Annotated in this window: 11 protein-coding genes, 2 pseudogenes and 1 riboswitch; of the genes and pseudogenes, 8 read left to right on the top strand and 5 right to left on the bottom strand. The window is 75.5% G+C overall.

What is annotated here, in order from left to right; genetic code table 11:
• Positions 1-82 precede the first annotated feature (82 nt).
• A pseudogene (locus tag HOY81_RS03545) lies at positions 83-688 on the top strand (pyridoxamine 5'-phosphate oxidase family protein); the annotation flags it as partial.
• 805 nt (positions 689-1,493) lie between these two features.
• On the opposite strand, the gene HOY81_RS03540 reads toward HOY81_RS03545, so the two are convergent.
• Both HOY81_RS03540 and HOY81_RS03535 read right to left on the bottom strand, forming a co-directional pair.
• Positions 1,494-2,033 (bottom strand): NUDIX domain-containing protein, encoded by a 540-nt coding sequence (locus HOY81_RS03540; protein WP_237317962.1) that lies wholly within the window; start codon positions 2,031-2,033, stop codon positions 1,494-1,496.
• Between the two features lie 134 nt (positions 2,034-2,167).
• On the bottom strand, positions 2,168-3,064 hold the full coding sequence (locus tag HOY81_RS03535; protein ID WP_237318087.1) for a LysR family transcriptional regulator: 897 nt from the start codon (positions 3,062-3,064) through the stop codon (positions 2,168-2,170).
• A 347-nt stretch (positions 3,065-3,411) separates the two neighbouring features.
• Between HOY81_RS03535 and HOY81_RS03530 the strand changes: the two are divergent.
• Positions 3,412-3,734: pseudogene (locus HOY81_RS03530) on the top strand (LysE family translocator); the annotation flags it as partial.
• Between the two features lie 83 nt (positions 3,735-3,817).
• Here HOY81_RS03530 and thiC read toward each other — a convergent pair.
• Positions 3,818-5,605, bottom strand: coding sequence for a phosphomethylpyrimidine synthase ThiC (gene thiC, locus HOY81_RS03525; protein ID WP_237317960.1), 1,788 nt, complete (start codon positions 5,603-5,605; stop codon positions 3,818-3,820).
• Positions 5,598-5,710, bottom strand: a riboswitch (TPP riboswitch). It overlaps the preceding gene by 8 nt.
• Here thiC and HOY81_RS03520 point away from each other — a divergent pair.
• Positions 5,702-7,231 (top strand): YibE/F family protein, encoded by a 1,530-nt coding sequence (locus HOY81_RS03520; protein ID WP_237318084.1) that lies wholly within the window; start codon positions 5,702-5,704, stop codon positions 7,229-7,231. It overlaps the preceding riboswitch by 9 nt.
• Here HOY81_RS03520 and HOY81_RS03515 read toward each other — a convergent pair.
• Together HOY81_RS03515 and HOY81_RS03510 are read right to left on the bottom strand one after the other, a co-directional pair.
• Complete coding sequence (locus HOY81_RS03515) at positions 7,197-7,415, bottom strand: DUF5326 family protein (protein WP_237317958.1); 219 nt, start codon at positions 7,413-7,415, stop codon at positions 7,197-7,199. The genes HOY81_RS03520 and HOY81_RS03515 overlap by 35 nt on opposite strands.
• A gap of 276 nt (positions 7,416-7,691) precedes the next feature.
• The gene (locus tag HOY81_RS03510) at positions 7,692-8,009 is read right to left on the bottom strand and encodes a cupin domain-containing protein (protein WP_237318082.1); all 318 of its coding nucleotides are present in this window, start codon (positions 8,007-8,009) and stop codon (positions 7,692-7,694) included.
• Between the two features lie 74 nt (positions 8,010-8,083).
• Here HOY81_RS03510 and HOY81_RS03505 point away from each other — a divergent pair, with 74 nt between their 5' ends.
• The 5 genes from HOY81_RS03505 to HOY81_RS03485 all read left to right on the top strand — a co-directional run bounded on the left by HOY81_RS03505 (position 8,084) and on the right by HOY81_RS03485 (position 12,604).
• Positions 8,084-8,461: a phage holin family protein gene (locus HOY81_RS03505; protein WP_237317956.1), complete on the top strand. Its 378-nt coding sequence runs from the start codon at positions 8,084-8,086 to the stop codon at positions 8,459-8,461.
• Between the two features lie 42 nt (positions 8,462-8,503).
• Positions 8,504-8,983, top strand: coding sequence for a low molecular weight protein-tyrosine-phosphatase (locus HOY81_RS03500; RefSeq protein WP_237317954.1), 480 nt, complete (start codon positions 8,504-8,506; stop codon positions 8,981-8,983).
• Positions 8,980-9,876 (top strand): fructosamine kinase family protein, encoded by an 897-nt coding sequence (locus tag HOY81_RS03495; RefSeq protein ID WP_237317952.1) that lies wholly within the window; start codon positions 8,980-8,982, stop codon positions 9,874-9,876. The genes HOY81_RS03500 and HOY81_RS03495 overlap by 4 nt, the downstream gene beginning before the upstream one ends.
• Positions 9,877-10,036: 160 nt before the next feature.
• Positions 10,037-11,251: a cystathionine gamma-lyase gene (locus tag HOY81_RS03490; RefSeq protein WP_308340945.1), complete on the top strand. Its 1,215-nt coding sequence runs from the start codon at positions 10,037-10,039 to the stop codon at positions 11,249-11,251.
• 165 nt (positions 11,252-11,416) lie between these two features.
• Complete coding sequence (locus HOY81_RS03485) at positions 11,417-12,604, top strand: LCP family protein (RefSeq protein WP_237317950.1); 1,188 nt, start codon at positions 11,417-11,419, stop codon at positions 12,602-12,604.
• The last annotated feature ends 13 nt before the right edge of the window (positions 12,605-12,617 follow it).

Genomic DNA, 12,617 nt, shown 5'->3' with positions numbered 1-12,617 from the left:
GGCCGCCGGTGCGCCCGGTGCGGCCGGCGGCGGGACGGTACGGGACGAGCACGGGCGGGCCGCCGAGGGTGCCGCGGGGCCGGTGCCCCGGCCGGGCAGCGCCGGCGAGCACGCCCTGCAGCAGTGGCTGGGCAGCACCCGCCGCGCCGACCGCTTCTACGACGAGCAGGTGCTGGACCATCTGAACCCGCGGATGCAGGAGTTCGTGGCCGAGCAGGAGATGTTCTTCCTCGCCACCGCCGACCGGCACGGGGAGTGCGACAACTCCTTCCGCGCCGGGCCGCCCGGGTTCCTGCGGGTGCTGGACGAGCGCACCCTGCTCTTCCCCGAGTACCGCGGCAACGGCGTGCACGCCAGCCTCGGCAACCTCCAGGAGAACCCGCACGTCGGCCTGTTGCTGATGGACTTCCTGCGGGCCCGCATCGGGCTGCACGTGAACGGCAGCGCCGAGGTCCACGAGGACGCCGAGATCCGGGCCCGGCACCCGGACCTGCCGGTGGACCCGGTGCCCGGGCGGCGCGCGGTGCTCTGGGTGCGGGTGACGGTGGAGGAGGCGTACATCCACTGCGCCAAGCACATCCCGCATCTGCAGAAGGTGCCGCGGGGCGGGTCGCGCGACTGGGGTACGGACGACGTCAAGCGCAAGGGCGGCGACTTCTTCGGGTCCGCGCGGGACGCCCGGGAGCGCGGGCCCGTGGAGCGGCCGCCGCGGGAGCACGCCGAACCCGTCCGGCCCGCCCCGGTGCCGGACCCGCCGGGGCAGGCGCCGCCCCCGCCGGCCGTGCCGCCGGTGCCCACGGCGCCGCCGACTCCGGTGGGTGCGCCGGGGGTTCCCGGGGGGAGCGCGGTGCCGCAGGAGGGAGCGGCGGTGCCGCCCCCGCCCGCCGCACCGCCGGAGCCCCCCGTGCCGCCGTACGCCCCGGCCACCGCCCGGGCGGCCGACGGCCGGCACGCCGCGTCCCGCCGGGACGCCACGACCGAGAGGCCCGCTGCGTCCGGGGGGCACACCGCACCGGGCGCCGGTTCCTCCCCGCACGGCGTGTCCGCCCACCGGTCCGGAGCATCCGGGGATGCCGCCACCGCGGGCCCGGCGCCCGGGCCTGCCGCGCACGGCGGGCACACCGCCTCCGCGCAGGCCGGGCCCGCCCGCCCCACCGCGGACGGTCCGTCACACGGGGCCGGGCACGGGAACGGCACGGGCGGCCCCGCGGCAGGCGGCCACACGCCCGGGGGGCGACGCATCCCGGCGGTGCCGCGGCGGCGGTTCCCCGTCGCGTCCCGTCCGGACGCGGACGGCGGCGAGCGCTCCGCCGACGCCGCGGGTGCCGCGCACTGCGCCTCCGCGGTGCTCGCGGCACGGGCCGCGATGCCGGAGGGGGAGGCGGCGGAGGCCTGGCGGCGGCAGGCGGAACAGGCCCTCGCCGAGGCGGAGCGCCGCATCGGCGGCGGGGCGGCGGAACCCTTCCAGGGCTGGTTCTCCTGACTCCGTGCCCTCACCCCAGGTCGGGGGCGAGCAGCGCCCGTACGCCCTCCAGGTTCACGTCCAGGTAGGCGCGCAGCGCGGGCGGTACCAGGTCCACGGAGGCGAGGCCGGCCCGGGTGAAGGGGAGCCGGACGATCTCGTAGGCGCCCACCGGCTCCTCCACCTCCGGCCCGTGCCGCCGCGCCGGGTCCATGGCGGCGAGCCGGCACACGAAGAAGTGCTGCACCTTCACCCCGTACGGAGCGGCCGTGCCGCCCCCGGCGGGGAGCGCCGCGCCACCCGGGGGCAGGCCCCCGTCCTCCTCCGGGTCGTAGGGCACCGTGTGGACGAACGCCGGGACCACGTCCGTCGCCTTCGCCCCGAGTTCCTCGTCGAGTTCGCGGTGCAGCGCGGCGACGACGGTGTCGTCCGTGCCGGGTTCGACGCCGCCGCCCGGGGTGATCCAGTAGGGCGCCCGGCCGGGCTTGGTGCGTTTGATCACGATCAGGTCCGGGCCGTCGAGCAGCAGGGCGCGGGCGGTGCGCTTGACCACGGGGCGCTCATCGGTCATGGAGGAGGTCTGGCCCATACCCGGCGGGTCAAAACCCGCGCCGCCCGCCGGGACGCCCGGGCGGTGCGGCCCGGCGGTGTCCGGCCCGGCGGTGCGACGGGCCCGGCGTCCGCCGTCCCTGCCCGCGGCCCGGTTCACCAGCCGGCGGCGGCCCGGAGCAGCCAGTCGTGGGTCCGGGCGATGTGGGGGAGGGCGAGGGTGCCGGTCCGTACGGTCAGGAAGTAGGTACGCAGCGGCGGCAGCGGCGGGTCCAGCAGGGCCGTCACCTCGCCCGCGTCCAGCGCCGCCGCGCAGAGCCACCGGGGCAGCACGGCCATGCCCGCGCCGGCCGTCACGCTCTCCAGCACGGCCCGCAGTCCGGGGGCGATGACGGCGGCGGACCGGTCGAGCGGGGTGTCGAAGACCGCGGTCCAGTAGCGGGTCATCAGCGGCATGGTCTCGTGCACGGAGAGCGCGGGTACGGCGTCCAGCGCCCGCGGCCCGGAGGCCTGCACGGCGGCGGGGCCGCCCACCCGTTCCAGCCAGCGGGGCGCGGTGACGAGCACCAGTTCCTCGTCGCACAGCGGGGTGGCGTCCAGCGGCCGCCCGCGGGGGCGGGCGGTGGTGAGCGCCAGGTCGCAGTGCCCGGCGGAGAGCGACTCCAGACTCTTCTCGGTCGCGGCGTACGCGACGCGCAGCGTGAGCCCCTGCTCGACCAGCGGCGCCAGCGCGGGGACGGCTCGCGATCCGGTGAACTCGGGCGGCCCGGCGAGATGGACCGTGCGGTCCGCCGACTCGTCCGCCAGGCCGGTCTCGGCGATCTCGGTGAGCGCGTCGAGGTGCGGGGCGACCTTGCGGGCCAGCTCCTCGCCGGCGGCGGTGGGGGTGACGCCGCGGGCCCCGCGGTGGAAGAGGGGGCGGCCGAGGCGGCCCTCGAGCGTCCTTATCTGGGCGGTGACCGCCGGCTGGGAGAGTCCGAGGAGCGCGGCGCCGCGGGTGAAGGAGCCCGCCCGGTGCACCGCGAGGAACGTGCGCAGCAGCGCCAGGTCCATCGCTGCTCCTTCCCCCGGCGGGTGGCGGCTGGTGCCGGGCGCCGCGTGCCGGTGCCCATAAATATATCGATAGGTAGACGTCACTGCCGTGATTGGACACTGACGCACGGTCAACTAAGGTTGTAGTGCGTTCTCGCGCGTTGACGCCGCGTGGGCCGGTCGAGGCGAGAGGGGGGAGTCTCGAAGGCCCGTGCACGGGCACGAGGGCGTGCACGGGGGCGGGCCAGGCCGGGGCTGCACCACCGCGTGTCGCCCCGGCCGCCGGCGGTCCGCGCCCGCCGGCGCCCGTCACCCCGCCCCGGACCCGCTCGTCGCCACCACCGCGACTGTGCTACGGCGCCGCGCCCGCCCCGGCCGGGAGCGGAGTCCGGTCGGCGTGGCAGGGGTTCACGGTCGGGGCGACCCATCCGGAGAGCATCGTCTTCCTGACCGCCGTGCTGCCGCAGTTCGTGGACCGGACCGCGGGACCTGTGGTCCTCCAGAGGCTGCTGCTGGGGCTGGCCGGCGCGCTGCTCCAGCCGGCGTCCGACAGCGTCTGGGGAGTGGCCGCGTCCGGCGCGCGGGCCTGGTCGGGCCGTTCGCCGCGGCGCCTGTCGCTGCTGGGCGGCACGGGCGGCCTGGCGATGATCGGGCTGGGCTCACCGTCGCCGTCACCGGCCGTACGGACTAGCCGGCGGCCGGCGCGACCGGCCGGGCGGACCGCCGGGCGCCCCGGCCCACCGGAGCGGGCCGGGGCGACGGGCGGGCGGCGGCTCAGTCCGTGACGGGGAGGTAGACGCGGTTGCCCGCGGCGGCGAACTCCTCGGACTTGCGGCGCATCCCCTCGTCCGGGTCGAGTTCCTCTCCCGGGGTGCCGGACATCGCGTCGCCGTGTTCCCGGCGGATGTCCTGGGAGATCTTCATCGAGCAGAACTTCGGCCCGCACATGGAGCAGAAGTGCGCCGTCTTCGCCGGCTCGGCCGGCAGCGTCGCGTCGTGGAACTCCCGTGCCGTGTCGGGGTCGAGGGCCAGGTTGAACTGGTCCTCCCAGCGGAACTCGAAGCGCGCGTCGGAGAGCGCGTCGTCCCAGTCCTGGGCGCCCGGGTGGCCCTTGGCCAGGTCGGCGGCGTGCGCGGCGATCTTGTAGGTGATGACGCCGGTCTTCACGTCGTCCCGGTCCGGCAGGCCCAGGTGCTCCTTGGGGGTGACGTAGCAGAGCATCGCGGTGCCCCACCAGCCGATCATCGCGGCGCCGATGCCCGAGGTGATGTGGTCGTAGGCGGGGGCGATGTCGGTGGTGAGCGGGCCCAGGGTGTAGAACGGGGCCTCCTCGCAGATCTCCTGCTGGAGGTCGACGTTCTCCTTGATCTTGTGCATCGGGACGTGGCCCGGGCCCTCGATCATCGTCTGCACGTCCCGGGACTTGGCGATGCGGTTGAGTTCGCCGAGCGTCCGCAACTCCGCGAACTGCGCCTCGTCGTTGGCGTCCGCGATCGACCCGGGGCGCAGCCCGTCACCGAGGGAGAAGGTGACGTCGTAGGTGCGGAGGATGTCGCAGAGCTCCTCGAAGTGGGTGTAGAGGAAGCTCTCCTGGTGGTGTGCCAGGCACCAGGCGGCCATGATGGAGCCGCCGCGGGAGACGATGCCGGTCTTCCGGTTGGCCGTCATCGGGACGTAGCGGAGCAGCACGCCCGCGTGGACGGTCATGTAGTCCACGCCCTGCTCGCACTGTTCGACGACGGTGTCCTTGTAGACCTCCCAGCTCAGTTCCTCGGCCTTGCCGTCGACCTTCTCCAGCGCCTGGTAGAGCGGCACGGTGCCGATGGGGACGGGGGAGTTGCGCAGCACCCACTCGCGGGTGGTGTGGATGTTCCGCCCGGTGGAGAGGTCCATGACGGTGTCGGCGCCCCAGCGGGTCGCCCACGTCATCTTCTCCACCTCCTCCTCGATGGAGGAGGTGACGGCGGAGTTGCCGATGTTGGCGTTGACCTTCACCAGGAAGTTCTTGCCGATGATCATCGGCTCGATCTCGGGGTGGTTGACGTTGGCGGGGAGCACCGCGCGGCCGGCGGCGATCTCGTCCCGTACGAACTCCGGTGTCACGTTCTCCCGGACGGCGACGTACTCCATCTCGGGGGTGATCTCACCGCGTTTGGCGTACGCGAGCTGGCTGACGGCCGTTCCGTCGCGCCCCCGCCGGGGCTGGCGTGGTCGCCCGGGGAAGACGGCGTCCAGGTTGCGCAGCCCGCCGCGGGGCGCGGTGTGCTTGATGCCGTCGTCCTCGGGGCGGAGTTCGCGGCCCGCGTACTCCTCGGTGTCCCCCCTGGCGATGATCCAGTTCTCCCGCAGCGGTGCGAGTCCGCGGCGGACGTCGGTGTCGATGTGGGGGTCGGTGTACGGCCCGGAGGTGTCGTAGAGCGTCACATCCGTGCCGTTGGTGAGGTGCACCCGGCGGACCGGGACCCGGATGTCCGGGCGGCTTCCGCTGACATAACCCTTGTGCCAGCCCGGCTTGCGCCCGTTCTGGCCGTTTTCGGGCGTGCGTGCATCCTGCGTGGTCATGAGACCCACTCCCTACGCCGGCATTACCCGGTAACAGGTTCGGCGGTCGACGCAGCCGCTCAGCGTCCTCTCAGCCCCGTGCTCGGAGCTCCCGCGATGTGCAAAGGCGTCCACCACGCTAACGGCACACCGGGCGGGGTGAACAGAGGGCCCCCGCGTTCTTGCGATGATCTGCCGGTGACACCGACACCGCCGCCACCGCACGAGCCACCGCAGCAGGCCCAGGAGCCACCGCAGCACCCGCCGCCCCACGGCGCCGCGTCCGGGCACGCCCACGGGCACTCCCACGGCCACGGGCACGGTCCGCCGACTCCCGTGTCGCGGCATCTGCGCCGGGTCATCGCCGCCGTCCTCATCCCGTTCGCGACGGCGGTGGTCGCCGGGCTCCTCGTCCTCTGGCCCGGCGGGGCACCCGCGCACGAGCAGGACGAGCGCACCGGCGTGGGCTTCGACCGGCCGACCTTCGACGCCCGGGTCACCCAGGTCCGCGAGGTGGACTGCGCCGACGTCAACGTCCAGGTGAACCCGCCGCAGACCCGCCCCGGCGAGCAGCCGGACGGCCCCGCGGGCACGGCGGGCCGCACCTGCGAGCGGGTCACGGTGGAGGTGACCGAAGGGCCGGACACGGGGCGCACCTTCACGGAAGTGGTGGCCCCGGACGCCACCCGCCGCTACACCACGGGGCAGGAGGTGGTGGTCGCCTACGCGGAGAAGGCCCCCCGCGCGCTGCAGTACAGCGTGATCGACGTGGACCGCACGGTGCCGATGTGGCTGCTGGCCGCGGTCTTCGCGGTGGTGGTGGTGCTGGTCGGGCGGCTGCGCGGACTGCTGGCGCTGGTGGGGCTGGCGGTGAGCTTCGCGGTGCTCACGCTGTTCATCCTGCCCGCGATACTCCAGGGGTCGAACCCGCTGGTGGTCGCGGTGGTCGGCGGCAGCGCCATCATGCTGGCCACGCTCTATCTCTGTCACGGACTGTCCGCCCGTACGTCCGTGGCGGCGCTCGGCACGCTGGTGTCGCTGCTGCTGATCGGGGTGCTCGGATCGCTCTTCATCGGCTGGGCCGAGCTCACCGGGAACACCGACGACCAGACCGGCCTGGTACACGGCCTCTACCCGGACATCGAGATCCGCGGCCTGCTGCTGGCCGGAGTGCTGATCGGGTCGCTCGGCGTGCTGGACGACGTGACGGTCACCCAGACCTCGGCGGTCTGGGAGCTGAAGGACGCGGACCCGGGGGCGAGCCGGCGCCGGCTGTACGGGGCGGCGATGCGGATCGGCCGGGACCACATCGCCTCGGTGGTGAACACCCTGGTCCTCGCCTACGCGGGGGCCGCGCTCCCGCTGCTGCTGCTCTTCTCCATCGCGGAGAGCAGCGTGGCCACCGTGGCCGGCTCCGAGCTGGTCGCGGAGGAGATCGTGCGGACGCTGGTGGGCTCGATCGGGCTGGTGGCCTCGGTGCCGGTGACGACGCTGCTGGCGGCACTGGTGGTCTCCGCCGACCGGCCCCCCGCGGACGCGGCGCGGCGGGTGCGCGGCGGCCCGCCGGGACCGGCCCCGGTGGGCGGCGCGCCGCAGGCGTCGTCCCCGCGGGTCACCAGTCGCCGCGGGAGGAGGAGGCGGAGGTGACCCGCCGCACCAGGTAGACCAGCCCGCCGACCAGGGCGGCGAAGAGCAGCACCTTGAAGAGCAGGCCCACCAGGAAGCCCACGATGCTGGCGATCAGGCTGCCGAAGACGACCAGCGCGATCACCGGTATCGCGATCCACTTCACCCACCACGGCAGGGTGGCGAGCACGTCCTTGACAGCCATGAGGACTCCCGTCGGGTACAGGGCGGCGGCGCCGGGCAGGTGCCGCCTCGTGCCTTCGATGCTAGGACGGCCGGGGTGCGGGCGGGAGGGACACCGGCCCGGGTACGTCCCTGAATCACCCCCTACGGAATCCCGGAGGCGGGGCCCGGCGGGGCCGGGGCCCGTCCCGGCGGTACGGGTGCCCCGGGGCCCGGCCGCACCGCGGGAAGTACGGGCCGGGCGGCCGGCCGCGGGTACGGACCGGCGGCCGTCCCGGCGGCCGGCCGCGGTACCGCCTCAGCCCTCCGGTGGGGCGAAGACCACCATCACCCGCAGGTCCTCGCTGATGTGGTGGAACCGGTGCGGCACCCCCGCCGGCACGTACACCACGCTGCCGCGCGCCACCTGCGTCGTCTCGTCCCCCACGGTCAGCGAGCCGCGGCCGCTGACGACGAAGTAGACCTCGTCCTGGCGGTGCGGGGTCTGCGTGTCCGGGGTGCCCTTGTCGAGGGCGTAGAGCCCGACCGACATGTGACGTTCGCGCAGAAACTGCAGATACGCACCGTCGTTCGCGACGCGCTCCGCCTCGAGCTGCTCCAGCCGGAAGGCCTTCACACCGGTCCCCATCTCGTGTGGTTCGGGGCCCGGGCCCACTGCCCGGGCCCGGTCGGGTCTGGAACCATCGCAGTATGACGAACTTCCTCATCAAGACGCTCGCCAACGCCGGCGCGCTCGCCGTGGCCATCTGGCTGATCGGCGACATCACGCTGACCGGCGACGACACCGGCCGCAAGGCGCTCACCCTGATACTCGTCGCCCTGATCTTCGGCGTGGTGAACTTCGTGGTCAAGCCGGTGGTGAAGCTGCTGTCGCTGCCGCTGCTGGTGCTCAGCCTGGGTCTGTTCACCCTGGTGATCAACGCCCTGATGCTGCTGCTCACCTCCTGGCTGGCGGACACGGTGGACCTGAGCTTCCATGTGGAGGGGTTCTGGACGGCGGTCCTCGGCGGCCTGGTCATCTCGATCGTGTCCTGGGCGCTGAACATGATCCTGCCGGACAACGACTGACGGCCGGCGCCCGGCGCTCCGACGACTGGTGAGTGACGACTGATGCGCGTGTGTTTCGTGTGTACGGGGAACATCTGCCGCTCCCCCATGGCCGAGGCGGTCTTCCGGGCCCTGGTGGAGAAGCAGGGGCTCGGTGACGCCGTACGGGCGGAGAGCGCGGGCACCGGCGACTGGCACGTGGGCGACCCGGCGGACCCCCGCACCAGCGCCGTGCTGACCCGCGCCGGCTACGTCCTGGACCACGCCGCGCGGTGCTTCGAGGCCGGCTGGTTCGCCCGCTTCGACCGGGTGATCGCCCTGGACCGGGGCCATCTGCGGGAGCTGCGGGCGATGGCCCCGACCCCGGAGGACGCCGCGAAGGTGCGGCTGCTGCGCTCGTACGACCCGGCGGCCGCGGAGGACGGCGACCTGGACGTGCCGGACCCCTACTACGGCGGTCCGGACGGCTTCGACGCCTGCCTGGAACTGGTCGAGGCGGCGCTGCCCGGGCTGCTCGCTGAAGCGGAGGAGTTCCGCCCGTGACCGGCGGGCGGGACCCCGCCGGCGCGCCGGGCGCGGCAGGCCGTACGGCGGCCCGGGTGGCCGCGCTCACCGGCGAGCCCGTCCCCGCCGCCGAGCCGCTCGGCGGCGGGGACGTCTGCGACGCCTACCGGGTCGCCGGTGAGGCAGGGCGGACGTACGCCGCCAAGACGCTGCCCGCTCCCCCGCCCGGCTTCTTCGAGGCGGAGGCCGCCGGCCTGCGGATGCTGCGGGAGACCGGCACGGTGGCGGTCCCCGAGGTGCGGGCCGTGCAGCAGGATCTGCTGGTGCTGGAGTGGGCCGAGCCCGGTGCGCCGACCGCCGCCCAGGCCGAGCGCCTGGGCCGGGAGCTGGCCGCCCTGCACACCGCCCCGGCGCCGGCCTTCGGGACGCCCGGGCGGCGCTGCTACCTGGGGACGGTCGAGCTGCCCGCCCCGGACCGGCCGCCCGCCGGCTGGCCCGCCTTCCACGCCGAGCACCGGCTGCTGCCGCTGCTCCGGGCCGCCGTGGACGCGGGCACGCTGGGTCCGGGGGACGCCCGGGACGTGGAGCGGGTCTGCGCGGAGCTCGACCGGCTGGCCGGGCCGCCGCAGCCGCCCGCGGTGATCCACGGCGACCTGTGGTCCGGCAACGTGCTCTGGGGCCGCGAGCGGCCCTGGCTGATCGACCCCGCCGCGCAGGGCGGCCACCCGGAGACCGACCTGGCGCTGCTGGAACTCTTCGGCTGCCCGCACCTGGACCGGCTGCTCGCCGCGTACGCGGAGGTGCGGCCGCTGCCCGGACGGGCCGGGCGGGTGCCGTTGCACCAGCTCCAGCACCTCCTGGTGCACGCGGTGCTGTTCGGCGGCGGGTACGGTGCCCGCTGCGGGGCCGCGGCCCGCGCGGCCCTGCGCTGAGCCCGGGCCGCACGGCGGGACGACGCCGGGGGACGCAGGACGACGGCGGGGGACGGCGGGGAAGCCGGCGCACGGCGGAAGGCCGGCCCGGGGAGGACGCGCCGCGGCCGGGCCGCGGGGCACGACGGCGGCGGCGAGCGCCGCGGAGAGAGGGAGTGCAGTGCGGGGACAGCCTGACGACGGAACCGTCGCGGCCGCCGGCGCCGCAAAGGCCGCCGGCGCCACGGGCGGCGGGCCGGGCACCGGCGCGGCCGACGGCGACGGCACCCGGGTGGTGCGCGCCGGGCTGCCTCCCGAGGAGCCGTACGCGCCCCCGCTGCCCGGCCCGGTCTTCGCCGCCCACTACCACCTGCCCGGCGACCCGCACGGCGCCCCCTACGCCTACGGCCGGGACGCCAACCCCACCTGGACCGCCCTGGAGCGGGCGATCGGTGAGCTGGAGGCGCCGGGCCAGGAGGTGCACACCCTGGCCTTCGCGTCCGGCATGGGCGCGATCTCCGCGGTGCTGCTCTCCCAGCTCGCACCCGGTGACGTGGCGGTGCTGCCCGCGGACGGCTACAACCTGCTGGTGCCGGTGCGGGAGCGGCTGACCGGCCTCGGCGTCGAGGTGCGCACGGCCCCCACCGCCGGCGACGCCCAGCGGGAACTGCTGGACGGCGCCCGGCTACTGTGGATCGAGTCGCCCTCCAACCCGGGGCTGGACGTCTGCGACATCCGGCGCCTCACCGCAGAGGCGCACGCCCGGGGCGCGCTGGTCGCGGTGGACAACACGCTGGCCACCCCGCTGGGGCAGCGCCCCCTGGCGCTGGGCGCCGACTTCGCGGTGGCCAGCGGCACCAAGGCGCTCACCGGGCACGGCGACGTGCTGCTGGGCTACGTGGTCTGCCGCGACCCGGAGCGGGCGGCGCAGGTGCGCGGCTGGCGGAAGACGGTGGGGGCGATCCCGGGACCGATGGAGGCGTGGCTCGCGCACCGTTCGCTGGCCACGCTGGAACTCCGTACCCGGCAGCAGGCCGCGGGCGCGCTGGCGGTGGCCGAGGCGCTGCGCGCGCGGCCCGAGGTCACCGGGGTGCGGCACCCCGGCCTGCCGGAGGACCCGGCGCATCCGGTGGCGGTGCGGCAGATGCGCCGCTTCGGCTGCGTGGTCTCCTGCACGCTGCCGGACCGCGCCTTCGCCGAGCGTTTCCTGGCGGCGCTCCGGCTGGTGGACGACGCCACCAGCTTCGGCGGCGTCCGCACCACCGCCGAACGCCGCGGACGGTGGGGCGGCGACGCGGTCCCCGAGGGCTTCGTCCGGATCTCGGTGGGCATCGAGGACCCGGCGGACCTGGTCGCGGACGTCGGGCGCGCCCTGGACGCAGCCGCGGGCGGCTGACGGCCCCTCGCACGGCGTACGGGCCGTACGGCGCCGGGGGCTGCCGGCCGCCCCCGGGCCGTCCGGTGGGCCGCGCCGTCCGCCGGGACCCCCGCCGCACGCGGCAGATTCCCGGCGTTCGGCAATTCCGGCCCGTACCGCCCGGAACGGCGGCAGAATGCGCGCATGACGCAGCTCGAAAACCCGTCCGGGCACGGCACGGACGGCGGTATCCGCGGCACCGGCTCGCCCCTCCGCGACGACACGTCCGGCACCTCGCCCGGGGCCCCGGGCGGCGAGGGCGGGGAGAGCGGTACGCCCCCGGGGCCCGGACGGGGAGGCCGCCGCCGCGAGCCGCGCGGCCCGCGCCGCAGAGCACGGAGAGCGCTGCTCTGGGGCCTCGCCGGCGTGCTCGTGGTGGTCGGCTCGCTGGGCGGCTACGCCTACTGGCGGGCGGACCGGGCGGCCGACTCCATCGCGCGCATCCCGCGCGCCCTGCCCGAGCGGAAGGACTCCCCGCCGGACACGGACGGGCTCACCTTCCTGCTGGTCGGGCTCGACACCCGCTCCGGCGAGCCCACCACCGGCCGGGACGCCGAGGCGCCGGCCTGGCGCGTCGGGGCCTCCCGCAGCGACACCATGATGCTCTTCCACCTCTCCGCCGACCGGAAGCGCGCCGACGTGGTGTCGCTGGCCCGGGATACCTGGGTGACGGTGCCCGGGCACGGCGGGGCCAAGCTCAACGCCGCCTACTCCTGGGGCGGTCCGGAACTCGCCGTACGGGCCGTGCAGAAGCTCACCGGCATCCGGGTGGACCATCTCGCGGTCGTCGACTGGAACGGCTTCCGCGCGCTGACCGACGCCGTCGGCGGCGTCGACATCACCGTGCCCCGGGACATACCCGGCCGGGCGGACGCGCCCGCCTGGCGCGCGGGCACCCACCACATGGACGGTGCCGAGGCGCTGGCGTACGTACGGGAACGCAAGGGCCTGCCGCGCGGCGACCTGGACCGCACCAAGCGGCAGCAGAACTTCCTCCGCGCCCTGATGGGGCGGGTGCTCAGCGGCGACACCCTCTCCAGCCCGGGCCGGATCAGCGGGCTGCTGGACGCGGTGGGCGAGGTGGTCAGCGTGGACGACGGGCTCTCCAACTCCGGCCTCTACGACCTGGCGTGGAGCACGCGGGGGCTGCGGACGTCCGCGGTGCACTTCATGAACGCGCCGTTCGGCGGCTTCGACACCGTCGACGGGCAGTCCGTGGTGCTGCTGGACCGGAAGCGGGCGGCGCCGCTGTGGCGGGCCCTCCGCGAGGACGACATGGCGCGGTACCTCGCCACGCACGACACCGACCGGCTCGGCGACGCGGTGCGCTGAGCCGGCTCCGGCG

Origin of the sequence: Streptomyces sp. JJ36, assembly GCF_021696945.1 — a bacterium.
Taxonomy (GTDB): Bacteria; Actinomycetota; Actinomycetes; order Streptomycetales; family Streptomycetaceae; genus Streptomyces.
Note: the sequence above shows the minus strand (reverse complement) of the source record. Positions and strands in the feature narration are given on the sequence as shown.

Excerpts from the sequence above, each read along its gene's own strand:
- HOY81_RS03520 (WP_237318084.1), top strand. The coding sequence starts at position 5,702 with ATGTGCAAAGGCGTCCACCACGCTAACGGCACACCGGGCGGGGTGAAC.
- HOY81_RS03540 (WP_237317962.1), bottom strand. The coding sequence starts at position 2,033 with ATGACCGATGAGCGCCCCGTGGTCAAGCGCACCGCCCGCGCCCTGCTG.
- HOY81_RS03535 (WP_237318087.1), bottom strand. The coding sequence starts at position 3,064 with ATGGACCTGGCGCTGCTGCGCACGTTCCTCGCGGTGCACCGGGCGGGC.
- HOY81_RS03485 (WP_237317950.1), top strand. The coding sequence starts at position 11,417 with ATGACGCAGCTCGAAAACCCGTCCGGGCACGGCACGGACGGCGGTATC.
- HOY81_RS03500 (WP_237317954.1), top strand. The coding sequence starts at position 8,504 with ATGCGCGTGTGTTTCGTGTGTACGGGGAACATCTGCCGCTCCCCCATG.
- HOY81_RS03505 (WP_237317956.1), top strand. The coding sequence starts at position 8,084 with ATGACGAACTTCCTCATCAAGACGCTCGCCAACGCCGGCGCGCTCGCC.
- HOY81_RS03515 (WP_237317958.1), bottom strand. The coding sequence starts at position 7,415 with ATGGCTGTCAAGGACGTGCTCGCCACCCTGCCGTGGTGGGTGAAGTGG.
- thiC (WP_237317960.1), bottom strand. The coding sequence starts at position 5,605 with ATGACCACGCAGGATGCACGCACGCCCGAAAACGGCCAGAACGGGCGC.